The following is a 23456-nucleotide window of genomic DNA, read 5'->3' on the forward strand; positions in this document are numbered from 1 at the left end:
TTCAATGGAACTGTTTTTAAAAATATTAGAACAACTAGTTCAAGTCCAAAAAATTGTCAAGAGAAATAAAGATTTAGAACAAATCATCTTAATGCTAAGGGTTTACACTAAAAAACAGTTAGGTTTTATGTGCGAAAGTTGAGTTATTTATATATTCTTTAAGATTTTAAGAATTTCTGTTTTGTCGCTAAACTCTATTTTTTTATCACCAACTATTTGTGTAGCTTCATCACCTTTTCCAAGAATCAAAACCACACTATTTTCATTTGACAAACTTACAGCTTTTTTCAAAGCCTCTTTCCTATCTTCAATTACTACAACATTTGATTTATCAGCTATTCCATTTAAAATATCTTCAATTATTTTTTTTGGTTCTTCAAATCTTGGGTTATCGCTTGTTACAACTATATGTTTTGAATATTTACTTGCAACTTCTCCCATAAGTGGTCGTTTTGCACTATCACGATTTCCACCAGCTCCAAAAACACAAACAATATCCATGTTTGGAAAGCTCTTTAAAACCTCATCCATACCATCTGGAGTATGAGCAAAATCGACAATTATTAGTGGATTTGTTGAAATAATCTCCATTCTGCCACTAACACTACTAAAATTTTCTAAAACTTGACAAATCTCTTTTAAATCTTTTTTTGTCAAAATATGAACAGAGGCAATAGAAGCCATAATATTATAGATATTAAAAATTCCCATCATTTTAGTAGTAAAACTATAATTTTTCTCTAAGTTTGTAAACTCTACTTTCATACCATTTTCAAACTCATATTTTGTAACCTTAAAGTCTGAACTATTTTCTAAAGAGTAAGTAAATGCATTTTTTTGATTAAATTTAACAACTTTATCATCTTTATTTATTAATTTTTTGCTTTCATCACTCAAAAATAAATTTTTTACTCTTATATATTCCTCAATAGTTTTGTGATAATCCAAATGGTCTCTAGTGATATTTGTATGTATTTTTAGAGAAAAACTTAAACCTTCAATTCTATCTTGCTCAATTGCATGAGAACTTACTTCCATTATAAAAAATTGACATGAATTTTGTATAGCTTTTTGAATATTTATAAAATTTCCAATTTGAACTGGAGTTGTAAGTGAATAATCTTCAACTTGATTTTTATTTATAAAAAACCCTCTTGTACCTTGTAGGGCTACTTTATATCCCAAATTTAAAAGAATTTTATATATTGTTGTAGCTGTTGTTGTCTTCCCATTTGTACCAGTGATTCCTATAATTTTAATAGAACTCATATCTAAATAGTTTTTTAAATCTTTTGATTCTATTATCTCAAAACCACCAGTTATTGCTATATCTTTAAATTTTTCATTTTGTTTAGATACTACAAAGATAGTCTCTTTTTCTAGCTCATTTGTATTGTCTGTAAATATTTTATTGTTTATGCTTAGTTTCATTTTGTTTTTCTTCCAATCTTTTATAAAGTTTCACTATCTCTTTATCTTGAAAAAAGTAGTCTTGAAATCCTTCAAGATAGTTATAAGCCATATTGTTAAAACCATTATCTATAAGCTTTGTTACAAAATCATAAAAATCTTCTTTTTTTTCAATAGCAACTTTTGTTGAAAACATAATATCTTCAAAAGCTACTTTAAAAGAGCCTCTTTGTTTTATTAAAAGTTGAAAATCTTCATAATTTATAGCTTCAAGCTGATTTACAGTTGTCAAATTTAGCTCTTTTAGCAAATCCATCATTTTTTCAATATCACCATCATAAGCGTTTATTACATTTTTTATGTAACTTATTGCCTCTTTTGGGTCATCTTTTTTTAGAAGAAAAAAGTAATCAAACAGAGCTATTGCCTTATTTTCATCTTCAATTGAAATATCACATAAAAGTGCATATATATTATATTCTTCGTTATTTGGAAAATTTGAAATCAGCAATGAGTATAAAAAAAGTGCTTTATCAAATTTTCTTTGTGTAAAAAGTGAATTTGCCTCGTTTAAAACTCTATTTTCATTTATCATTTATGTTTAATCCTCTAAATAGTTTTCTTTTCCTATTGGAACATTAATTATTTTTAAATCTGGATGTATGGCACTTTTAAGCTCTTTTTCTACTACATATTTTAGTGTACTTCCACTTGCACTACATCCAACACAAGCACCTTTTAACTGAATATAAACCTTTGCATTTTTTATATCTAGTAACTCAATTGCTCCACCATCTCGTGCGAGCATAGGAGAAATTTTTTTTTCTATTATATTGTTTACAGGCTCTTGTAAATCTTCATCTGTAAATGGAAACATTTTTTAATCCTTCTTTTTTTCATACCTTTTTACAAAAAATATTCCTATAGCTGTAAGAGCTAAAATAACTCCTATAGTTTGGAATATAAATGTAAGTGTCACTTCATTTTCAAACATTATTTAACCACTTCTTCACATCTAGAACATAATTCATCTTCTTTTGTTGAAGTATATTTCCAACATCTAGGACATTTATGCCCACTTGCTTTATATACTTTAAACTCACTATCTTCAACTTTGAAACTTCCTAAAAGCTCTTTACTTGAAGTTATGTTTGATAGTTTACTAACCAAAAACCAATCACTTGATTCTACCTCATCTAAAGCTAAAAACTCTTGATTATCGGTAACTATCTCTAATTCTAAAGTCGATTTTATAATTTTTTCTTTACTTAAAGCATCTTTTATTTCTGAGAATTTCTCTTTTACATCTATAAATAAAGTATCATTTATATTTGACTCAACTTCTGGTAAATCATATCTTACAAAATCAAAAATATCTTTTGCATCACCTTTTATTATTTTAGGAGCATAATCCAAAAATTCGTCCATAGTATAAGTTAAAATACAAGCCAGTGTTGAAATTAGTTTTTTTGTAATCATAGCCATAGCAGTTTGTGATGCAGTTCTATGAATATCATTTTTATCATCACAATACAATCTATCTTTACAAACATCAAGATAAATACCTGATAAATCAACAACTAAAAAGTTATTTAGCTTATTTAATCCTTTTGAGAACTCATATACTTTAAAGCTAGCCTCTATCTCATCAAAAACTCTTTTTGCTTTATTTAAAATCCATTTATCTAAAACCCCAAGTTTAGAAACTTCTACTAGTGAGTCAAGCCCATCAATATTTGCTAATAAAAATCTTGCAGTATTTCTTATTTTTCTATAAAGTTCACCATTTTGTTTTAAGATATTATCAGAGATTTTTAAATCACTTTGATAATCACTCATAGCAACCCAAAGTCTTAAAATTTCACTTCCATACTCTTTTAAAACCTTATCAGGAGCTACAACATTTCCTTTAGATTTACTCATTTTTTCACCTTTTTCATCTACTGTGAATCCATGAGTTAAAATAGATTTATAAGGAGCTATTTCGCTACTTGCTAAAGTTGTTAAAAGTGAAGATTGAAACCAACCTCTGTGTTGGTCACTTCCTTCTAAATACATATCAGCAGGGAAAGTTCCAGCATCGTAGTTCCCACTTCTTAAAACTGCATTTTGTGTACTTCCACTATCAAACCAAACATCCAAAATATCTAAAGTTTTCTCTAAATCATCAGGATTTAATCCACTTCCAGGATATAATAAATCCTTAATTTCCATATCATACCAAGCATCACAACCATGCTGTTCAAATATCATTGCTGTGAAGTTTAAAACTTTTTCATCAAAAATTATCTCATCAGTTTTTTTATTCCTAAAAAATGCTATTGGAACTCCCCAATCTCTTTGTCTACTAATACACCAATCAGGTCTTCCATCTAGCATAGCTTTTAATCTATTTCTTCCCCACTCTGGATAGAATTTTAGATTTTCAACAACTTCAAGAGCATTTTGTCTTAAAGTTTGATTTTTTTCTCCATACACATCATCAATAGAGATAAACCACTGTTTTGTAGCTCTAAAAATAATTGGCGTATGTGTTCTCCAACAGTGTGGATAAGAGTGTCTAATATCACTTTTTTTAAGTAATGAACTTCCAAGCTCTTCAAGTATTAAATCATTTGCTTTAAATACATTTAAACCTAAATATTTATCACTATCTTTAAATAGTTTTTCCCTAACTATTGTTTCATCATATTTTCCATAAGCATCAACTGGCATAATTACTTCAATACCATATTTAAGTGATACTTTATAGTCATCCTCTCCGTGCCCAGGAGCTGTATGAACAGCACCACTTCCAGCACTCATTTCAACATGTTCTCCAAAAATTATTCTTGAATTTCTACCATTTAAAGGATTTGTAGCATTTGTATTTTCTAGTTTTAAAATATCTATTGTTTCAACAATAGTTCCTTTTATAACTTCTTGTTCTATCAAAGAATTATACAGTTTACGAGCTACTATAAATTTATCACTTGTAAGAACATACTCTTCTTCTTTATTTAGTGCAATAGCTTGATTTGCAGGAAGTGTCCAAGGTGTTGTTGTCCAAATAATTAAACTTGCATCAAGATCTTGATGCTTAAATGCCACAAAAATTGAAGGTGAAGTTTTATCTTCATACTCAACTTCAGCTTCAGCCAAAGCCGTTTGAGCAGCCCATGACCAATAAACAGGTTTGCTTCTTTGAACTAAAAGTCCTTGCTTAGCAATTGCACAAAGCTCTCTATAGATATTTGCTTCAAATTTAAAATCCATTGTTAAATATGGATTTTCCCAATCAGCAATAACTCCTAAAGCTTTAAATTCATCTTTTTGAATATTTACAAACTTCGTTGCATGCTCACGACATAGCTCTCTTAATTTTGATTTTGCTATAGTTTTTTTCTTTTCACTACCAATTTTTTCTTCAACTTTTTGTTCAATTGGTAAACCATGACAATCCCAACCTGGAGTATATCGTATAGATTTTCCATCAAAATAGTGAAATTTATTTATAATATCTTTTAAAATTTTATTTAATGCATGTCCTATATGTATATTTCCATTTGCATAAGGAGGTCCATCGTGAAGTGTGAAACTTTGACATCCAGCTCTGTTTTTCTTCATTTTTTCATAAACAGCTTTTTCATCCCACTGCTTGTATCTTATTGGTTCATTTTGTGGCAAACCACCTCTCATTGGAAAATCAGTTTTTGGAAGCAACAAACTCTCTTTATAATCCATATTTCACCTCTAGTTTAAATAATTTTCTATTTTGTTAAATCGAAGATTATATCTAAATATATTTAAAATAAAATTTTATTATCTTTACTTCAAAATTCAATAATTTAACAAAATCTTTATGTGAAATAAAAAAATTATATGCTAGAATAATTTCCAAATTTTGACAAAATAAATATAGGATAGAAAATGAGCGCAAAACACTATGAAGTAATTGTTGTTGGTGGTGGAATTTCTGGAGCTGCTTTATTCTTTGAGCTAGCAAAATATTCGGATATAAATAATATTTGTTTACTTGAAAAGTATGATGCACTTGCTACACTTAATTCTAAAGGTACAAGTAACTCTCAAACAATACATGTTGGAGATATTGAAACAAACTATACTTTTGATAAAGCAAAAATTACAAAAAGAACAGCAAAGATGATTGAAAAATTTAATCTTATGTATAATTTACAAGATAAAATTATGTTCAAGCACCAAAAAATGGCTCTAGGAGTAGGAGAAACAGAGGTTGAATTCATCACAAAAAGATATGAACAATTTAAAGAAATTTTTCCATATTTAGAGCTTTGGGATAAAGAAATTTTAAGAGAAAAAGAGCCATTACTTGTTTATGCAGATAAAGAAAGAACAAAAGATAGACCAGAGCCAATAATAGCTATGGGAACAAACGACCAATACACAACTGTAGATTTTGGAGCTATGACAAAAGAGCTTGTGAAAGCTGCTCAAGAAGCAAACAGTGAAAAAATTACTGATGTATTTTTTAATCAAGAAGTAGATGAAGTAGAAAAAATTGGTGATAAATTTAAAGTAACAACTACAGATGGAACAGTTTATACAGCTGATTTTGTTGTTGTAAATGCAGGAGCTCATTCACTTTATTTAGCTCATAAAATGGGGCATGGAAAACATATGGGTTCATTATCTATGGCTGGTTCATTTTATATCACAAATGGAACATACTTAAATGGAAAAGTTTATATGGTGCAAAATGATAAACTTCCATTTGCAGCACTTCATGGAGATCCTGATATTCTATGCGATGGGAAAACAAGATTTGGACCAACAGCACTGGCTCTTTTAGTGCTTGAAAGATACAAAGGTGGAAAATCATTCTTCCAATGTTTAAAAACTCTAAATCTTGACGGAAGCATCATGAAAATTTTCTGGGATTTACTAAAAGATAGTGATATTAGAAATTATGTATTTAAAAACTTCTTATTTGAAGTTCCTGGAATTAATAAAAAACTTTTTGTTAAAGATGCACAAAAAATCGTTCCATCTTTGAGTGTAGATGATATTGAGTACGCAAAAGGTTTTGGAGGAGTTAGACCTCAAGTTTTAAATAAAACAGAGAAAAAACTAATGTTAGGTGAAGCTTCTATAACTGAAGAAAAAGGTATCATCTATAATATGACTCCGTCTCCAGGAGCGACTTCTTGTTTAGGAAATGCGGAAAGAGATATAAAAATAGTTTGTGAATATTTAGGTAAAAAATTCGACGAAGAACAATTCTTAGCTGATTTTACAGATAACAACTAATAAAAAGGGCTTTTGCCCTTTTTGATAAAAGGCTTTTTATGGCAACAAACTTCTCAAAAAAAGATATGATAAAACTACAAAATCTTTTACGAAAATCAAAAAAAACAATTACAACTGCAGAATCTTGTACAGGTGGATTAGTTTCAAGTATGATTACTAAAATCTCTGGTTCTAGCGATATATTCAATGGAAGTATAGTTACTTACTCAAATACTATCAAAAATCAAGAGCTTAATGTTTTAAATGAAAGCTTAGATAAATTTGGAGCAGTAAGTAAACAAGTTGTATCTGAAATGCTAGATGGTGTTTTAAAAAAATTTGAAGCAGATTTTGCTATTGCAATTTCGGGAGTTGCTGGACCAAATGGTGGAACAAAAAATAAGCCTGTTGGAACTATCATAATAGGAATTGCTTCAAATAAAAAAATAAAAAAAATAAAAAAATATTATCTAAAAGGTAGCAGAATTTCAATTCAAAAACAATCAGCAAATATAGCTCTTTCAAAAATTTTAAAATTTGTCTCAAAAACTATTGACAATTAATTTAATTTGCACTATAATTCCAGTCCATTTTAAGTAAAAGCTTAAAATTAAAATGACTCGTTAGCTCAGTTGGTAGAGCATCTCACTTTTAATGAGGAGGCCGATGGTTCGAATCCATCACGGGTCACCATTTTATTGTTGCATAATCTTGGCCCCTTCATCTAACGGTTAGGATTCATGGTTTTCATCCATGCCACAGGGGTTCGAATCCCCTAGGGGTCACCAAGTACAATATGCAACAAATGGTCGATTAGCTCAGTTGGTAGAGCGCTACCCTTACAAGGTAGATGTCATAAGTTCGAGTCTTATATCGACCACCATTATTTAAAAGGTGCGGCCATAGTTTAGTTGGTTAGAATGCCTGCCTGTCACGCAGGAGGTCGCGAGTTCGAGTCTCGTTGGCCGCGCCATTTTATTTATTTTTTAACTATCCCTTAATTCAAATCTAGCTATTATTAATTTTTATATTTTAAGGTTGCAAAAATTGCTAAAAGCTAAAAGTTTATATCATTTAATTGTTTACAGTATATTTTTTATTATTATTTTAATATCTTTTTTTACTTTTATTATTATAAACAATGCACATGAAGAGCTTCAAGAAAAGATAACTACACTAAAAGAAGATTATACTAGCAATCAAAAAGCTCTGCTTAAAAACCACGTAAACTATGTTATTAAATTTATTGATTACTACTATTTAGAAAATAAAGATAAATTCGATGAAAGAACTATTCAAAAAAATCTTATTTTGGCTTTAAACCACTTAAATCTTAGCTCCAATCCAAATGAGTATATTTTTATTTTTGATTTTAATGGAACTTTAATTGATAATTCAAATGACAAGCAAGAAATTGGTAAAATTTTTCTAAATCATCAAGACTTTAAAGGTAAAAATGTTTTAAAAGAGCTAATAGAAGTTTCAAAAAATAGTGATGGAGGATTTGTAAACTATTTTTGGTCAAAACCTAGTTTAACAAAAGAGACAAATAAAATATCTTATGTAAAATCTTATGATAAATGGAGCTGGACAATTGGTAAAGGAGTATATTTAGATGAGATTGATAGATTAATTAAACAAAAAGAAGAAGAGTACAGTAGCAAAATATCAAACTATACTTTACAAATAACTTCTTTAACTATTTTACTTATTTTATACTCTATATTTATATATAAGAATGCTACTATATTAATCGTAAATGATGTAAAAGAGATAGGTAAATATTTTAAAGAATCTGAAGAAAAAAATGAACCAATAAATCAAAATAGAATTATTTTGGGAGAGTTTAAAATTATTGCAAATTATGCAAATGATACTATGACAAATATAAAATTAAAGAGCTCTATGCTTGAAGAGCTAAATAAAAATTTAGAAATAAAAGTAAATGAAAAAACAAAAGAACTCTCAGATTTAGTTGAATCTCAAAAGCAATTTCTAAAAAATTCTGTACATGAAATCAACACTCCTTTGGCAATCATACGAACAAATATTGATCTACTTAAAATGAAAATTCCTGAAAATAAATATATCACAAATATTGAATCTGGCTCAAAAACTATTCAATATATTTATGATGATTTATCTTATCTTATTAAAAAAGATAGAGTTTTATATGAAAAAGAGTATTTGGAATTTTCAGAAATTTTAAAAAATAGGTTAGATTTTTTTGAAGAGATTGTAAAATCAAACTCTTTATATTTTGTAAAAAATATTGAGGATGATGTTTATTTAAAATTTAACTCTGTCGAGCTTCAAAGAGTAATAGACAATAATATCTCAAATGCTGTAAAATACTCATTTAGTAAATCAGCAATTCATATAAAATTATATTATCTAAACGACCATGAAATAGAGTTTAGCATAACAACAAACTCAAAAATAATAGAAGATACAAATAAAATATTTGAAGATTTTTATAGAGAAAATAAAGCTAGAGGTGGCTTTGGATTAGGATTAAAAATTGTAAAAGAAATTTGTGATAAAAATTTAGTTACAATAGAAATTTTATCAGACAAAAAAGAGACAAAATTTACTTATAGGTTTAAAATAAATGAAAATACTACTTCTTGAAGATGAATTGATGCTAAATAGTGCTATTAGTGAATATCTAAAAAACATTGGTCATATGGTTGAAAGTTTTTTTGATGGTGCTGAAGTTTTAAAAAGTATTGAAAATGGATATGATTTATTAATTCTTGATGTAAATGTACCAAATATAGATGGATTTTCTATTTTAAGTGAACTAAACAATAGAAAAATTCATATTCCTACAATTTTTATATCAGCACAAATCGATATTGAAGATATTACAAAAGCTTATAATCTTGGAGCTAGAGAATATCTTAAAAAACCTTTTCATCTAGGAGAATTAGGAATAAAAATAAATCAAATTTTAAAAAAAGAGCAAAATAATACAACTCATATTAGATTTTCTGAAAACTACTCTTACTCAAAAGACAAACAAACAGTATATTTCAATGGAGAACCTCAAAATCTTACAAAAAAACAGTTAGAAATTATTCATATTTTAGCTTTAAACATAAATATGATTGTAGATTTTGAAAGATTTAGAGTAGATGTTTGGGATGCTGAGAATATTGATAATCCAACAATAAGAGCAGAAATTTCACGATTAAAAAAATCGCTAAAAGAGGATTTTATTAAAAATATTCGTGGTCTTGGATATAAAATAGATAGATATTACTCAGCATAAAATTTTTAAGACTTTTGTGCTACTTTTTTGCTACTAAATATGATTATAATTCGCCTTGTTTACAAGGAGAACTATGAAAATCGAAGAACTTAATAATAAATTTTTTATAGAAAAAATTACTCTTATTTTCACTCTTATTCTTTTAACATTAATTTTCTCATTTGGATTTGGAATAATTCTTTTTGAATACTTAAATAATTTCAGCCTATTTGGAGCAAAATTGTCTTATTTTATATCTGGACAATTTACAATTTACTTATCAATATTATTAATATTTATATATCAAAAACAAGTTTTAAAATTAGAAAAAAAATATGAGAATAGCTACTAAATGGAACTTCAATCTTTAATATACCTTTTTGTAGGTGTATCATTTACAATATACTTTGGTTTAGCTCTTTGGACAAAAGCTAGTTCTACAAAAGATTTTTATGTTGCAAATAAATCATTTAATCCGGTTTTTAGTGGAGTTTCTATTGCTGTTGATTTTATTAGTGCTGCAACATTTATATCTTTTTGTGGAGCTTTTTTAAGTTTTGGATATGAAAGTTTTGCTTACATTATTGGAATTACTTCTGGTTTTGTTTTTCTTACAATTTTAATAGTGCCTTATCTAAAAAAGATGGACTGCTTATCTATTCCACTTTTTTTTGAAAAAAGATTTAACTCTAATTTACTAAAAATAACTGCGATACTTATTGTTGTTTTAGTATCATTTATATATATTTCGGCACAACTAAAAGGTGTAGGAATAATCTTTTCAAGAATTTTTCAAATTGATTTATCAACTGCTCTTTTAATAGGAATGTGCATAACACTTTTTTATGCTTTTATTGGTGGCATGAAAAATATAGCTTATGCACAGATTGCTCAATATATTATTATACTTTTTTCATTTATGACACCTATTTTTTTCCTAACTATTGAGTTTACAAACTCTTATCTTCCACAATTAGCTATTTTCTCTAAATCAGCAATATATGAAGAGAAATATTTAATTGAAGTTTTTGAACAAACTTTAAATGATATTGGTTTTAAATCTTTTTCTGACTTTAATATTTTAAATAGTTTGTTAATTGCAATATCTTTAAGTTTAGGAGTTGCTTCTTTACCACATATTCTAATAAAATTTTTCTCAAGTCCTACAGTAAATGATGCAAGAAAATCATCATTTTGGGCATTAGTTTTTATATCTGTTATTTACACTTCTATCTCATCTTTATTTATTCTTTCTACTTTAAATTTAGTAAAAAATACAAATGGCGTAGAATATGATGCTTTTATAAATAATGAAATAGAAGAAAATGAAGGAAAATGGTTAAAAACTTGGGAAAAAACTGGTTTAGTAAAATTTGAAGATTTTAATGAAAATAATAAAATAGATTTAAAATATGAAAATAATATAAGTGAATTATCAATCAATCCAGATGCTCTAGCACTATTAACTCCAGAAATAGCAAACTTACCAAACTGGGTCGTATCTTTAGTTTTAGCTGGTGCATTAGCTGCAACTTTATCAACAATAACTGGTTTGATTCTAATAATAAAAACTACAATATCTTATGAATTATTAAAAGAAAATTTCAGTAATAATAGTATTGTTACTAGAGTTATATTTTCAAAGTTATTAATAGTTTTAATTATCGTTTTAGCAACTTTGTTTTATATTCCAAACTATACAATTTTACAAACAGTAGCTATAGCTTTTACAATATGTGCAGCCACACTATTTCCAACTTTAGTTTTAGGAATTTTTTATAAAAAAATAAATAAAATTGGAGCATTTTTTGGTATAACTATAGCATTAATTTTTACATTATCTTATAGTATTTATTTTTTATATATTGATAGCCCAAATAATTACTTTTTTGGTATTAGTAGCGAAGGAATAGGCTCTATTGGTGCCATTTTGAATATTATCATTACAGTTATAGTTTCAAAAATAACACAAAAAAAAGAAAAAAGTATAGAAGAATCTATTGATTTTGTTAGAGTTTTAAAATAAATTTAAAAATTATATTAATTTTACACAACACAAGGAGTAAAAATGAGTATTCAAGATCAAGAGAGTTTTTTATCAAAAACTCATCCGTTTGAGGTTTTAACGCCAAGTCAAATTGCTACATGTATTGAACATATGGATATAGCTTACTATCCAAAAGATACAGTTTTAATAGGTCCAGAAAAAATACCAAAATATTTTTTTATTATTATCAAGGGTTCAGTTTTTGAATATTCTCCTGAAAATGTTGTAGTTATGGATTATCAAAGCGAAGATACTTTTGATTCAAATTCATTAATTTATGGGAAATGTGAAAATAGTTTTAGAGTAAATGAAGAGCTTATATGCTACGAAATAGAAAAAAAGATTTTTTTAGAACTAATTGATAAAAATCAAAAATTTAAAGATTTTTTCTTAAAAGATTTAGTAAATAAAATAAGAACTCTAAAAGACAAAGAAAATACTTCTCAATTATCATCTTTTATGATAGCAAAAGTAAGTGATACTTTAGTACACGAAGCTTGTATCGTACAAAAAGATACAAAATTAATAGACGCTATTGATAAATCAATGAAATATAAAACTTCAACTATTATAATAGAAGGTGAAAATAAAGAGTATGGAATTATTACAGATTCACTGCTTAAAGTAAAAGTTCTTTTAGAAGGAAGAGATTTGTCTATTCCTGTTAGTGATATTGCTATTTTTCCACTTTTGACTATTAGACAAGATGACTATTTATTTGAAGCTTTGACAATTTTAGTAAAAAGAAATATTAAAAGAGTCGGTGTAGTTGATAATGATGGAAATATGGTTGGAATTATCGAACAAATAGATATTTTATCGCATTTTGCAAATCATACATATGTCATTGAATCAAAGATAAAAAATGCAAAAAATATTGAAGATTTAAAAGATGCTAGCAAAGATTTTATAGATATAATTACAAGTCTTCAAACAAAAGGTGTGAAATTACACCATATTTCAAATCTTATTGGACAACTAAATACAAAAGTTTATCAAAAAATATTCTCACTAATTCTTCCTTTAGAGTTACAAAAAGATGCTTGTTTATTTGTAATGGGAAGTGAAGGAAGAAATGAACAAATTATAAAAACAGATCAGGATAATGCTTTGATTGTAAGAGATGGAATTGATGTTGAACAATACAGACCTTATATGCAAAAAATTACAGATGCTCTTATATTTTTAGGTTATCCTCCTTGTGAAGGAAATATAATGGTTTCTAATCCTGATTGGTGCAAATCATATCTAAATTTTAAAAATGATATATCAAGATGGGTTGGCACTCAAGATATGAAAAACTTTTTAGATTTAGCTATATTTACAGACTCATTTTCGGTTGCTGGTGATAAACAGATGCTGATTGATTTAAAAGAGTTTTTGTACTCAAAAGTACAAAATGATATTTTTATGGCATATTTTGCAAAATCGACAACAGCATTCGAAACTCCAACGACAATATCTAGTTTTATGGGTAAAGAAAATTTTATAAATATTAAAAAAGCTGCAATTTTTCCAATAGTTCATGGAATTAGAAGTTTAGCTTTAAAAGAGAAAATAAAAGAGACAACAACTATAAAGAGAATCCAAATTTTAGAACAGAGAAAAATTTTGGATAAAGATAGAGCTGCTGAATTATTGGAAGCACTTGAAATAGCAAATACTTTAAGATTACGACATCAAATGGAGTTATTACAACAAAATAAACCACTTTCAAATCAGATAGAAACAAATAGCTTAGGAAAAATAGAGAGAGATTTATTAAAAGAATCATTTAAAATTGTAAATGATTTCAAAAAAATAATAAGTTATATATTTAAACTAGATAAGATTTATTAAGATGTTTAAAAATATTATAAAACAGTGGCAAAGAAAAAGACTTTCAAATAAAAAATTTGATTTTTTATTTGATGAATCTCCACAAGGTGAATATATAAGTTTAGACTGTGAAACTACAGGTTTAAACCCTAAAAAAGATGAGATTTTATCTATTGGTGCAGTTTTAATAAAAGATAATAAAATTTTAATGAGAAAAACATTTAATATATTTGTAAAACCATCAAAAAATATAAATCCTGAATCTATAAAAATTCATCTTCTAAGAGAGATTGATTTAGAAAATGCTATTGAACCTGATGAGGCTATATATAAACTTCTTGATTTTATAGGTTCAAGACCAATAGTTGGATATTACATAGATTTTGATATGGAAATGATTTCAAAATATACAAAAAAATTAATAGGTACAAAACTTCCAAATGAAAGAGTTGAAGTATCGTCAATATATTATGATATAAAAAAGACAAAAGATAACTACGGATTTATAGATTTAAAGTTTGATACTATTATGACTTTTCTCGATATTCCAGTTTTGGGAAAACACGATGCTTTAAATGATGCAATAATGACTTCTATGATGTTTTTAAAACTAAAAAATCTCGCAAAACAAAAAAAAATTCACTTTTAGGAATACTATAAAATAGTATTCCTAGCCTTTTTAAACCTTTTTTTCAAATCTTTTTTTAAATGCTATGCTTTTGCAACTAAAATATTTTACTATTTCAACTAATCTTATTTTAGGAGAAAAAATGGATAACAAATTAGTAGAAAGGATTAAAGCTAATCCTAAATACCATGAACTTGTTTCAAAAAGAAGTTCATTCGCTATTAAATTAGCAATTTTCATACTGGTAGTTTATTATGGTTTCATATTAACTATTGCATTCAACAAAGAGTTCTTTGCTACAAAAATAGGTGAAACTATGACAGTTGCATTCCCAATAGGTTTTTCAATTATTGTAATCGCATTCTTATCAACAGTTGTTTATGTTGTTAGAGCAAATGGTGAGTTTGAGGACTTAACTAATGATATTAAAAATGATGTGAAGGATATATTATAATGTTAAAAATAATTACTTTATTAGGTTTATCATCATTAGCACTATTTGCAGATGATTCTAAAAGTTCTATAAATATGGAAGCTATGATAATGTTCTTTGCATTTATTATAGGAACTATGGGTATTACAAAATGGGCTGCTAGTAAAACAAAATCTGCTTCAGATTTCTATACAGCTGGTGGTGGAATTACAGGTTTCCAAAATGGTCTAGCAATTGCAGGTGATTATATGTCTGCTGCTTCTTTCCTTGGTATTTCAGGTATGATTTATCTAAATGGTTTTGATGGTATTATTTATGCTATCGGATTTTTAGTTGGTTGGCCAATTATTCTTTTCTTAATGGCTGAAAAATTAAGAAACTTAGGTAAGTTTAACTTTACTGATATTGCTGCTTACAGACTTGATGAAAAAAGAATTAGAATTCTTGCTGCTTGTGGTTCTTTAACAGTTGTTACTTTCCACTTAATTGCTCAAATGGTTGGAGCTGGAAAACTAATTGAAGTTTTATTCCATATTCCATATCACTTTGCGGTTGTAATTGTTGGTGCATTAATGATTATATATGTAACATTTGGTGGTATGCTTGCTACTACTTGGGTACAAATTATTAAAGCTGTACTTTTACTAGGTGGAGTTACAATTATGGCTCTTTTAGTTCTAGCTACAACTGGGATTAACTTCTCATTTGCAAACTTAGCTGAAACTGCTGTTAATTTACATGCTAAAAAAGATGCTATTTTGGCACCAGGTTCATTTGTATCTGATCCAATTGCTTCTATTTCTTTAGGACTTGCTTTAATGCTTGGAACTGCTGGATTACCTCATATTCTTATGAGATTCTTTACAGTTGGAAATGCTAAAGAAGCTAGAAAATCTGTTGTTTATGCAACTGGATTTATTGGTTATTTCTATTTACTAATCGCTGTTGTTGGTCTTGGTGGAATTGTTTACTTAATGGATCCAAATGTTAATAGTGCTTATTTAGATGCTGCTGGTAAATTAATCGGTGGAAATAATATGGCTGCTGTTCACTTAGCTCAAGCTACTGGTGGATCTATTTTCTTAGGATTTATCTCTGCTGTTGCATTTGCTACAATTCTAGCTGTTGTTGCTGGTCTTGCACTTGCTGCTTCTAACTCAATTGCACACGATTTATATGCAATCGTTATTAGAAAAGGTCAAGCTACTGATGCTGAAGAGATGAAAGTTTCAAAAAGAACAGTTATTGTAATTGGTATAGTTGCGGTTCTTCTAGGATTTGCATTTGAAAATCAAAATATTGCATTTATGGTTGGTCTAGCGTTTGCTGTTGCAGCATCTGCTAACTTCCCAATATTAATTTTATCAATCTATTGGTCAAAATTAACAACAAGAGGTGCATTTATAGGTGGATTTATAGGTTTACTAACAGCTGTTATTTTAGTTGTACTAAGTAAAACTGTATGGGTAACTATTTTTGGATTTGAAAAAGAAATCTTTCCTTGGGTACATCCTGCTCTATTCTCTGTATCTGCAGCATTTATTGGTATTTGGTTTTTCTCAATCACTGATAAATCAGCAAGAGCTGAAGAAGACAAATCAGGATTTGAAGCTCAACAAATTAGAGGTGAAACTGGTATTGGTTCTGACGGAGCTGTTTCTCACTAAAAAAATTACTAAAGAGAGAAATCTCTTTAGTAATAACTTAATAAATACTTAATAATTATAATTAATTCTAATAATTAAAATATTGTTTTTTGTTACAATTCTACATTTATTTTCAAATTTTCATATCATTTCTATACACAAATCAAAAAATATATAAATTTATTTGTATAATCGATTACTTTATCTACCATATAGATAAAAAATAAAAAAGTCGCAGGAGAATAAGGTATGGATGAAAAATTGGTTGCAAAAATAGAAGCCAATCCTAAATATCAAGAGCTAGTTTCAAAAAGAAATTCTTTAGCTTTAAAATTAGGAATATTTGTTTTGATAATGTTTTACTCATTTATCACAGTAGTTGCATTTAATAAAGATTTATTTGCAATAAAAGTAGCCGAAGGTTATATGACAACTATTGCATTTCCTATTGCATTAGCTATTTTAGTTATTAGCTTTTTAACAACACTAGTTTATGTAAGACGTGCAAATGGTGAATTTGATGATCTTACAAATGATATTAAAAAAGATGTAAGGGAGTTTTTATGATTAGAGTATTAACTTTACTATTTTTTGCTTCACTCACACTTTTTGCTGCTGGTGATGCAACTTTTGAAGGAAAAAGAGAACTTAATATAGCTGCTGTTGCTATGTTTATGGTATTTATACTTGGAACATTAGGAATTACATATTGGGCAGCTAAAAAAACAAGATCTGCAAGTGATTTTTACACTGCAGGTGGAGGAATTACTGGTTTTCAAAATGGTTTAGCAATTGCTGGTGACTACATGAGTGCAGCAGCATTTTTAGGTGTTTCTGGTCTTATTTATTTAAATGGATATGATGGAATTATCTATGCTGTATCTTTCTTGGTTGGTTGGCCTGTAATTTTATTTTTTATGGCTGAAAAATTAAGAAACTTAGGTAAATTTACATTTGCAGATATTGCTGCATATAGATTAGGACAAAAAGAGATTAGAACTTTAGCTGCATTTGGTTCTTTATCTGTTGTTATTTTATATCTAATTGCTCAAATGGTTGGAGCTGGAAAACTTATTCAAATACTATTTGGAATGGAGTATGAATATGCTGTATTTATGGTTGGAGCACTAATGATTATTTATGTAACATTTGGTGGAATGCTTGCAACTACTTGGGTACAAATTATTAAAGCAGTTCTACTTTTATCTGGTGTTTCATTTATGGCAATCATGGTTTTATGGCACTTTGGATTTAACTTTGAAAGTCTTGCAACGGCTGCTGTTGAAAATCATGTAAAAGGTGAAGAGATTTTAAAACCAGGTGGTTTTTTAAGTGACCCTATTTCAGCAATCTCTTTAGGTATGGCTTTAATGCTTGGAACGGCAGGTCTTCCTCACGTTTTAATGAGATTCTTTACAGTTGGAAATGCAAAAGAAGCTAGAAAATCTGTTGTTTATGCTACTGGATTTGTTGCATATTTTTGGGTAATTATCTCTATTGTTGGGCTTGGAGCAATTGCATTTTTAAATAGTGCTGAAGGTGCTCAATATTTTGTTGATGGAAAACTTTTTGGTGGATCTAATATGGCATCAGTTCACCTATCACATATGCTTGGTGGAAATGCTTTCTTAGGATTTATTTCAGCTGTTGCATTTGCTACTATTTTAGCTGTTGTTTCTGGACTTACTCTTGCAGGTGCTAGTGCAATTTCTCATGATATTTATGCAAATGTTATAAATCCAAATGCAAGTGATGAGAAAATTGTAAAAATTTCAAAAATAACTGTTATAATTGTAGGTATTGTTGGAGTTACACTTGGAATTGCATTTGAGTCTCAAAATATTGCATATATGGTTGGACTTGCTTTTGGAATAGCTGCAAGTGCTAATTTCCCAATTCTGTTTTTATCAATTTATTGGTCAAAATTAACAACAAGAGGTGCATTTATTGGTGGATTTATGGGGTTAATTACAGCAGTTTCACTAGTAATTTTAGGTCCAAATGTTTGGGTACAAATTTTAGGAAATGAAAAAGCAATTTTTCCATATGCTCACCCTGCACTATTCTCTGTAACAGTTGCTTTTGTATCAATTTGGTTTTTCTCTATAATTGATAACTCAAAACGAGCTACTGCAGAGAGAGCTATGTTTAGAGCTCAAAATGTTAGAGCAAACACTGGAATTGGTTCAGCAGAAGCAGTTTCACACTAAAAATATCAAAAAGAGAATCTCTTCTCTTTTTGATTTTGCACTACTTTAAATATAGGAGAGATGAGTATGCAAGAGCAAAAAAAATTTATTTCAAATATTCACCCATTTAATAATTTAAGTACTTTTGAATTGGATGATTTAGTTGAAGAGCTAGATATTGTTTATTTCAAAGCAAACTCTATAGTTCAGGTACAAGATAGTAATCCAGAGTTTTTATATTTTGTTTTAAAAGGTTTAATTCAAGAGATAAATGACGATGAAGTTTTAAGTGTATACTCAAAAGGTGAGATATTTGACTCAGTCTCTTTAATAAAAAATTATAGTAAAAATAGTTTTGTAGCTATTGAAGAGAGTATCTGTTATGTACTAAAAAAAGATATATTCATGCAGATTTTAAGCTCAAATCAACAACTAGAAAACTATTTTTTTCAATCTATTTCAGATAAATTAAACAATAATATCTTAAATGAAAAAAACAAAGATATGGCAAATATTATGGTTGCAAAAGTTAAAGATGCAAAAGTTCATAAAGCCGTAATTGTTGATACAAACAAAACAATATTTGAAGCAGCAAAAATCATAAAACAAGAGAAAATTCCTACACTTTTATTAAAAGATGAAAATGGTGAAATGTATATTGTAACTGATTCAGATTTTAGACAAAAAGTTATTTTAAATAGAATGGATTATGATGATTTGGTTGTAAAAATTGCTTCTAAAGGCTTAATTTATATAAATGAAGATGATTTTTTATTTAATGCTCAACTTCAAATGGCAAAACATGGATTAAAAAGAGTTGTAGTAAAAAATGACTATGATGAAATTGTTGGAATACTTGATCAAATATCTCTTTCATCATTTTTTGCAACAAATACTTTTGCAGTTTCAAATCAAATTATTAATGCTGAAACACTAGATGAGCTAAAAGAGGCTTCGCACTCATTTATAAAAATTATTAAATCTCTAAATGCAAAAGGTGTAAAAATTGAGTTTATATCAAAATTAATAAACCAATTAAATAAAAAACTACTTGATAAACTATATAAACTTTTAGCTCCAAAAGAGCTTATTGGAAAATCTTGTTTAGTTGTAATGGGAAGCGAAGGAAGAGCAGAGCAAATACTTAGAACCGACCAAGACAATGCACTTATTATTTCAGATGATTGCACTATTGATGAAAAAAAACTAAGAGAGTTTACTCACCTTTTTACTGAAACTTTAGTTACATTTGGATTTCCTAGATGCGAAGGAAATATAATGGTTTCAAATTCATATTGGTGTAGAAAGCAGAGTGATTTTAAAGAACTTATTTTTGAATGGGTTAATAATCCAAGTGGAGATAACTTTATGAATATTGCAATATTTTATGATGCTCTTTGTGTATCTGGAGATATTGAAATAATTAAAGAGTTAAAAAATTATCTATTTAAAATATCTTCAAACTCTCAAAGCTTTTATACAAATTTTGCAAGAGTTATAAATAGTTTTGATGTTCCTTTAGGATTTTTTGATGGTTTTGTATTTAATAGTAAAGATGAAAAGCACAAAGATGAAATTGATATAAAAAGAGGTGGAATTTTTATAATTGTTCAAGGAATAAGATCTTTAAGCATTCAAAATAGAGTATTAAATACAAACACAATAAAAAGAATAAATAGTTTAAAAGAGTTAAAAGTGCTAGACGATGAGAGTGCAAAAGAGTTAATTATGGCATTTAATATTTTAAATAGCTTAAAATTAAAAGAAAGTTTAGAAAAACTTGATAAAAAAGAGAAAATCGATAATTTTGTAAATCCAAATAGATTAACAATTATGGAAAAGGATTTACTAAAAGAGTCTTTTAAAATAGTAAATAAGCTAAAGAAAAAGTTAGAAAACCATTTTAAGCTTAACTATGTTTAAAGATATCTCAAACTACTTTAATAAAAAAAATTTAAAAGATAGAAAATATAGCTTTTTATTTGATAAAAATATAAAAAATGAGTATGTTTGTTTTGATTGTGAAACAACGGGATTAGATCCAACAATTGATGATATTATCTCTATTGGTGCAGTTATAATAAAAGATAACACAATAGTTTCAAGTAAAAAATTTGTAAGATATATTAAACCTAAAAACTCATCTTTAGATGAAAAATCAATCAAAATACACCATATAAGAGAGTGTGATTTAAAAAATGCTTGTGATATTGATGATGTGATTTTAGAGTTTTTAGAGTTTATTGAAAATAGAACTTTAATTGGATATTTTTTAGATTTTGACAAAAATATGATAAATAAATATCTAAAACCAATATTAGGAATAAATCTACCAAATAGAAGTATAGAGGTATCAGAGATTTATCACGATTTTAAAATTGAGTTAATTCCTCAAAGCTTTGTGGATTTAAAATTTAATTCTATATTAAAAGATTTAGAAATACCACAATTTGGAAATCACGACTCATTTAATGATGCAATTATGACAGCTATGATATTTTTAAAATTAAAAAATCATCCATCTGTAAAAATTAAATAATTTATGAATTTATCAAAATTTAAATCAGAAAAAGAGATATTAAAACTCTCTATATTTAGTACAATTTTTTTAGCAATTCTTGGTTTGATTTTTGGTCTGCTAGCTAGTTCTGCAACTATTATTTTTGATAGTATTTATGGAATGATAGATGCTTTAATGACTATTTTAGCACTTGTTGTTGCAAAATTAATCACAGCTTCAACTTCAAAAGATCTTGTCTCAAATAGACTTGAAAAACATTTTACAATGGGATTTTGGCATCTTGAACCAATTGTTTTAGGAGTAAATGGAATTCTTCTAATTGGTGCTTCAATTTATGCTTTTATAAACGCAATAGATAGTATTTTACTTGGAGGAAGAGAGATAATCTTTTCATATGCAATTATTATAACTTCTATTTCTATTGTAGTTGAGATTACTTTGGGAGCTTTTATAAGAAAAGCAAATAAAGATATAAATTCAGAATTTTTAAAATTAGACTCTATTAGTTGGTTGATTTCTGCTTCTATGTCTTTTGCTTATCTTATAGCTTTTAGTTTTGGATATTTTGTAAAAGATGGAGAGCTTTCTTGGATTACACCTTTTATTGACCCATTTATACTAATTTTTGTATCAATTTTAGTAATTCCAATGCCTTTTAAAACTGTTAAACAAGCACTTGGAGATATTTTACTTGTAACTCCATCTTCTTTAAAAAATCATGTTGATATTGTTGCAAATAATATTGTAAATAAATATAACTTTGACTCTTTTAGAGCTTATGTTGCAAGAGTTGGTAGAGGAAGACAGATTGAACTTTATTTTATAGTTCCAAAAAGTTGGCCAGCAAAAAGACTTGAAGAGTGGGATATGCTCCGTGATGAAATAGAGAAAGATTTGGGAAAAGAGGATCCAAATCTTTGGCTTACTATTGTATTTACAACGGATTTTGAGTGGGCTGAATAAAAAAATTATTTAAGTTTTAATTAGATATTATTTCAAAAAATTAATTGTAAATTTTAATATAAATTTAAGAAAAAGGATAAAGATGTTGGTTTTCGTTTTAAATGCAGGCTCTTCTTCACTAAAATATCAACTAATTGATATAAAATCAAAAGAGCTAAAAGCTAGTGGGTTAGTTGAGAGAATTGGAATTGATGGAATACTAAAACATGAAATTGGAGAGAATAAAAAGATTACTTTTGAACTTCCAATTCCTACACACAAAGAAGCAATTGAATTGGTTCTTAGAATTCTTACAAATGATGAGACAAAAGTTATAAACTCTATTGATGAGATAAAAGCTATTGGACATAGAGTTGTTCACGGTGGTGAGCATTTTAAGGGTTCTGTTATTGTTGATGATGAAGTTATTAGAAAAATTGAAGAGTTAATTCCTCTAGCTCCCTTGCATAATCCTGCAAATATTATGGGGGTAAAAATTTGTAAAGATTTAATGCCAAAAGTTCCAAATGTTGTAACTTTTGATACAGCGTTCCATCAAACAATGCCTATGGAGAATTTCTTATATGCTGTTCCTTATGCTGATTATACAGAGCATCACTTAAGAAAATATGGTTTTCATGGAACAAGTCACTACTATGTTTCTCAAGAAGCTATTAAACTTTTAAACAAAAAAGATAGCAAAATTATCGTTTGTCATCTTGGAAATGGTTCATCTGTTTGTGCTGTTAAAGATGGTAAATCAATTAGTACTTCTATGGGACTTACTCCTCTTGAAGGTTTAGTAATGGGTACAAGAAGTGGTGATATAGATGCTGGTGTTATTCCATATTTAATGGAGAAAAAAGGTCTATCTTCTTCACAAATTCTTGATTACTTAAATAAAAAATCAGGGATTCTTGGAGTTTCTGGAGTTAGTTCAGATTTAAGAGAAGTTATAAAAGCTTCTAATGATGGAGATAAAAGATCTAAAATAGCAATTACAATGCTATGTGATAGAATCAAAAAATACCTATGCTCATATGCTGGACTTATGCATGGTGTTGATGCTATTTGTTTTACTGCTGGAATTGGAGAAAATTCTGATTTAATTAGAGAAAAAGTTTGTGAAGGTTTAGAGTTTATGGGAATTGAAATTGACAAAGATAAAAACTCAAAAAGAGAGAAAGGAAATAGAGAAATAAATACAAAAAACTCTAAAACTAAAATCTTTGTAATTCCTACAAATGAAGAATTAGTTATAGCAACTGATACTTATAATTTACTAAAAAAGTAAAAATTTATTAAAATAAAAAGAGCAAGCT

20 protein-coding genes and 4 tRNA genes are annotated in these 23456 nt (G+C 27.6%); 20 read left to right on the plus strand and 4 right to left on the minus strand.

Annotated features, from left to right (window positions below; genetic code table 11):
* Nucleotides 1–147: 147 nt before the first annotated feature.
* The 4 genes from CJ670_RS04620 to ileS form a co-directional block, all read right to left on the minus strand.
* On the minus strand, nt 148–1431 hold the full coding sequence (locus CJ670_RS04620) for a UDP-N-acetylmuramoyl-L-alanyl-D-glutamate--2,6-diaminopimelate ligase (protein WP_105939039.1): 1284 nt from the start codon (nt 1429–1431) through the stop codon (nt 148–150).
* Entirely contained in the window at nt 1409–2005 is a 597-nt protein-coding gene (locus CJ670_RS04625; protein WP_105939040.1) for a hypothetical protein, read from the minus strand. The genes CJ670_RS04620 and CJ670_RS04625 overlap by 23 nt, the downstream gene beginning before the upstream one ends.
* A 6-nt stretch (nt 2006–2011) precedes the next feature.
* Nucleotides 2012–2287 (minus strand): NifU family protein, encoded by a 276-nt coding sequence (locus CJ670_RS04630; protein WP_066220258.1) that lies wholly within the window; start codon nt 2285–2287, stop codon nt 2012–2014.
* 116 nt (nt 2288–2403) lie between these two features.
* Nucleotides 2404–5133 carry an isoleucine--tRNA ligase gene (ileS, locus tag CJ670_RS04635; protein WP_105939041.1) on the minus strand — a complete coding sequence of 910 codons (2730 nt, stop codon included), beginning with the start codon at nt 5131–5133 and terminating at the stop codon, nt 2404–2406.
* 186 nt (nt 5134–5319) lie between these two features.
* On the opposite strand from ileS, the gene CJ670_RS04640 reads away from it, so the two are divergent.
* The 20 genes from CJ670_RS04640 (at nt 5320) to CJ670_RS04735 (ending at nt 23428) form a co-directional block, all read left to right on the plus strand.
* A complete protein-coding gene (locus tag CJ670_RS04640; protein ID WP_105910943.1) occupies nt 5320–6678 on the plus strand; it encodes an FAD-dependent oxidoreductase in 1359 nt (452 codons plus the stop codon).
* A gap of 38 nt (nt 6679–6716) precedes the next feature.
* Nucleotides 6717–7220, plus strand: a complete 504-nt coding sequence (locus CJ670_RS04645; protein WP_105939042.1) for a CinA family protein — start codon at nt 6717–6719, stop codon at nt 7218–7220.
* Between the two features lie 54 nt (nt 7221–7274).
* Nucleotides 7275–7350: transfer RNA gene (locus tag CJ670_RS04650), tRNA-Lys, on the plus strand.
* A 20-nt stretch (nt 7351–7370) separates the two neighbouring features.
* Nucleotides 7371–7445, plus strand: a tRNA-Glu gene (locus tag CJ670_RS04655).
* 19 nt (nt 7446–7464) lie between these two features.
* Nucleotides 7465–7540 (plus strand) — tRNA-Val (locus tag CJ670_RS04660).
* A gap of 13 nt (nt 7541–7553) precedes the next feature.
* Nucleotides 7554–7630 (plus strand) — tRNA-Asp (locus CJ670_RS04665).
* Nucleotides 7631–7704: 74 nt separating this feature from the next.
* Nucleotides 7705–9288 (plus strand): sensor histidine kinase, encoded by a 1584-nt coding sequence (locus tag CJ670_RS04670; protein WP_105910941.1) that lies wholly within the window; start codon nt 7705–7707, stop codon nt 9286–9288.
* Nucleotides 9269–9931, plus strand: a complete 663-nt coding sequence (locus CJ670_RS04675) for a response regulator transcription factor (RefSeq protein WP_105910940.1) — start codon at nt 9269–9271, stop codon at nt 9929–9931. The genes CJ670_RS04670 and CJ670_RS04675 overlap by 20 nt, the downstream gene beginning before the upstream one ends.
* A gap of 73 nt (nt 9932–10004) precedes the next feature.
* Nucleotides 10005–10262: a sodium/substrate symporter small subunit gene (locus CJ670_RS04680; protein WP_105939043.1), complete on the plus strand. Its 258-nt coding sequence runs from the start codon at nt 10005–10007 to the stop codon at nt 10260–10262.
* Nucleotides 10263–11936: a VC_2705 family sodium/solute symporter gene (locus CJ670_RS04685; RefSeq protein ID WP_105939044.1), complete on the plus strand. Its 1674-nt coding sequence runs from the start codon at nt 10263–10265 to the stop codon at nt 11934–11936.
* 42 nt (nt 11937–11978) lie between these two features.
* Nucleotides 11979–13796 carry a DUF294 nucleotidyltransferase-like domain-containing protein gene (locus tag CJ670_RS04690; RefSeq protein ID WP_105939045.1) on the plus strand — a complete coding sequence of 606 codons (1818 nt, stop codon included), beginning with the start codon at nt 11979–11981 and terminating at the stop codon, nt 13794–13796.
* 1 nt (nt 13797) lies between these two features.
* A complete protein-coding gene (locus CJ670_RS04695) occupies nt 13798–14424 on the plus strand; it encodes a 3'-5' exonuclease (protein ID WP_105939046.1) in 627 nt (208 codons plus the stop codon).
* 121 nt (nt 14425–14545) lie between these two features.
* Nucleotides 14546–14857, plus strand: a complete 312-nt coding sequence (locus CJ670_RS04700) for a DUF485 domain-containing protein (RefSeq protein WP_228154201.1) — start codon at nt 14546–14548, stop codon at nt 14855–14857.
* Nucleotides 14857–16503: a cation acetate symporter gene (locus tag CJ670_RS04705; protein ID WP_105939048.1), complete on the plus strand. Its 1647-nt coding sequence runs from the start codon at nt 14857–14859 to the stop codon at nt 16501–16503. Before CJ670_RS04700 ends, CJ670_RS04705 begins: the two co-directional genes overlap by 1 nt.
* 228 nt (nt 16504–16731) lie before the next feature.
* Complete coding sequence (locus tag CJ670_RS04710) at nt 16732–17049, plus strand: DUF485 domain-containing protein (protein WP_105939049.1); 318 nt, start codon at nt 16732–16734, stop codon at nt 17047–17049.
* Complete coding sequence (locus CJ670_RS04715) at nt 17046–18692, plus strand: cation acetate symporter (RefSeq protein ID WP_105910933.1); 1647 nt, start codon at nt 17046–17048, stop codon at nt 18690–18692. The genes CJ670_RS04710 and CJ670_RS04715 overlap by 4 nt, the downstream gene beginning before the upstream one ends.
* Before the next feature lie 66 nt (nt 18693–18758).
* Complete coding sequence (locus CJ670_RS04720) at nt 18759–20594, plus strand: putative nucleotidyltransferase substrate binding domain-containing protein (RefSeq protein WP_207763612.1); 1836 nt, start codon at nt 18759–18761, stop codon at nt 20592–20594.
* Nucleotides 20587–21210 (plus strand): 3'-5' exonuclease, encoded by a 624-nt coding sequence (locus CJ670_RS04725; RefSeq protein WP_105939051.1) that lies wholly within the window; start codon nt 20587–20589, stop codon nt 21208–21210. Before CJ670_RS04720 ends, CJ670_RS04725 begins: the two co-directional genes overlap by 8 nt.
* A gap of 3 nt (nt 21211–21213) precedes the next feature.
* Nucleotides 21214–22155 carry a cation diffusion facilitator family transporter gene (locus tag CJ670_RS04730; RefSeq protein ID WP_105939052.1) on the plus strand — a complete coding sequence of 314 codons (942 nt, stop codon included), beginning with the start codon at nt 21214–21216 and terminating at the stop codon, nt 22153–22155.
* An 82-nt stretch (nt 22156–22237) separates the two neighbouring features.
* Entirely contained in the window at nt 22238–23428 is a 1191-nt protein-coding gene (locus tag CJ670_RS04735) for an acetate/propionate family kinase (RefSeq protein ID WP_105910930.1), read from the plus strand.
* Nucleotides 23429–23456 lie beyond the last annotated feature (28 nt).

The organism is Arcobacter cryaerophilus gv. crypticus (genome assembly GCF_002993025.1).
GTDB classification, from domain to species: Bacteria; Campylobacterota; Campylobacteria; order Campylobacterales; family Arcobacteraceae; genus Aliarcobacter; species Aliarcobacter cryaerophilus_B.

Excerpts from the sequence above, each read along its gene's own strand:
- CJ670_RS04620 (WP_105939039.1), bottom strand. The coding sequence starts at position 1,431 with ATGAAACTAAGCATAAACAATAAAATATTTACAGACAATACAAATGAG.
- CJ670_RS04625 (WP_105939040.1), bottom strand. The coding sequence starts at position 2,005 with ATGATAAATGAAAATAGAGTTTTAAACGAGGCAAATTCACTTTTTACA.
- CJ670_RS04630 (WP_066220258.1), bottom strand. The coding sequence starts at position 2,287 with ATGTTTCCATTTACAGATGAAGATTTACAAGAGCCTGTAAACAATATA.
- ileS (WP_105939041.1), bottom strand. The coding sequence starts at position 5,133 with ATGGATTATAAAGAGAGTTTGTTGCTTCCAAAAACTGATTTTCCAATG.
- CJ670_RS04640 (WP_105910943.1), top strand. The coding sequence starts at position 5,320 with ATGAGCGCAAAACACTATGAAGTAATTGTTGTTGGTGGTGGAATTTCT.
- CJ670_RS04645 (WP_105939042.1), top strand. The coding sequence starts at position 6,717 with ATGGCAACAAACTTCTCAAAAAAAGATATGATAAAACTACAAAATCTT.
- CJ670_RS04675 (WP_105910940.1), top strand. The coding sequence starts at position 9,269 with ATGAAAATACTACTTCTTGAAGATGAATTGATGCTAAATAGTGCTATT.
- CJ670_RS04680 (WP_105939043.1), top strand. The coding sequence starts at position 10,005 with ATGAAAATCGAAGAACTTAATAATAAATTTTTTATAGAAAAAATTACT.
- CJ670_RS04685 (WP_105939044.1), top strand. The coding sequence starts at position 10,263 with ATGGAACTTCAATCTTTAATATACCTTTTTGTAGGTGTATCATTTACA.
- CJ670_RS04690 (WP_105939045.1), top strand. The coding sequence starts at position 11,979 with ATGAGTATTCAAGATCAAGAGAGTTTTTTATCAAAAACTCATCCGTTT.
- CJ670_RS04695 (WP_105939046.1), top strand. The coding sequence starts at position 13,798 with ATGTTTAAAAATATTATAAAACAGTGGCAAAGAAAAAGACTTTCAAAT.
- CJ670_RS04700 (WP_228154201.1), top strand. The coding sequence starts at position 14,546 with ATGGATAACAAATTAGTAGAAAGGATTAAAGCTAATCCTAAATACCAT.
- CJ670_RS04705 (WP_105939048.1), top strand. The coding sequence starts at position 14,857 with ATGTTAAAAATAATTACTTTATTAGGTTTATCATCATTAGCACTATTT.
- CJ670_RS04710 (WP_105939049.1), top strand. The coding sequence starts at position 16,732 with ATGGATGAAAAATTGGTTGCAAAAATAGAAGCCAATCCTAAATATCAA.
- CJ670_RS04715 (WP_105910933.1), top strand. The coding sequence starts at position 17,046 with ATGATTAGAGTATTAACTTTACTATTTTTTGCTTCACTCACACTTTTT.
- CJ670_RS04720 (WP_207763612.1), top strand. The coding sequence starts at position 18,759 with ATGCAAGAGCAAAAAAAATTTATTTCAAATATTCACCCATTTAATAAT.
- CJ670_RS04725 (WP_105939051.1), top strand. The coding sequence starts at position 20,587 with ATGTTTAAAGATATCTCAAACTACTTTAATAAAAAAAATTTAAAAGAT.
- CJ670_RS04730 (WP_105939052.1), top strand. The coding sequence starts at position 21,214 with ATGAATTTATCAAAATTTAAATCAGAAAAAGAGATATTAAAACTCTCT.
- CJ670_RS04735 (WP_105910930.1), top strand. The coding sequence starts at position 22,238 with ATGTTGGTTTTCGTTTTAAATGCAGGCTCTTCTTCACTAAAATATCAA.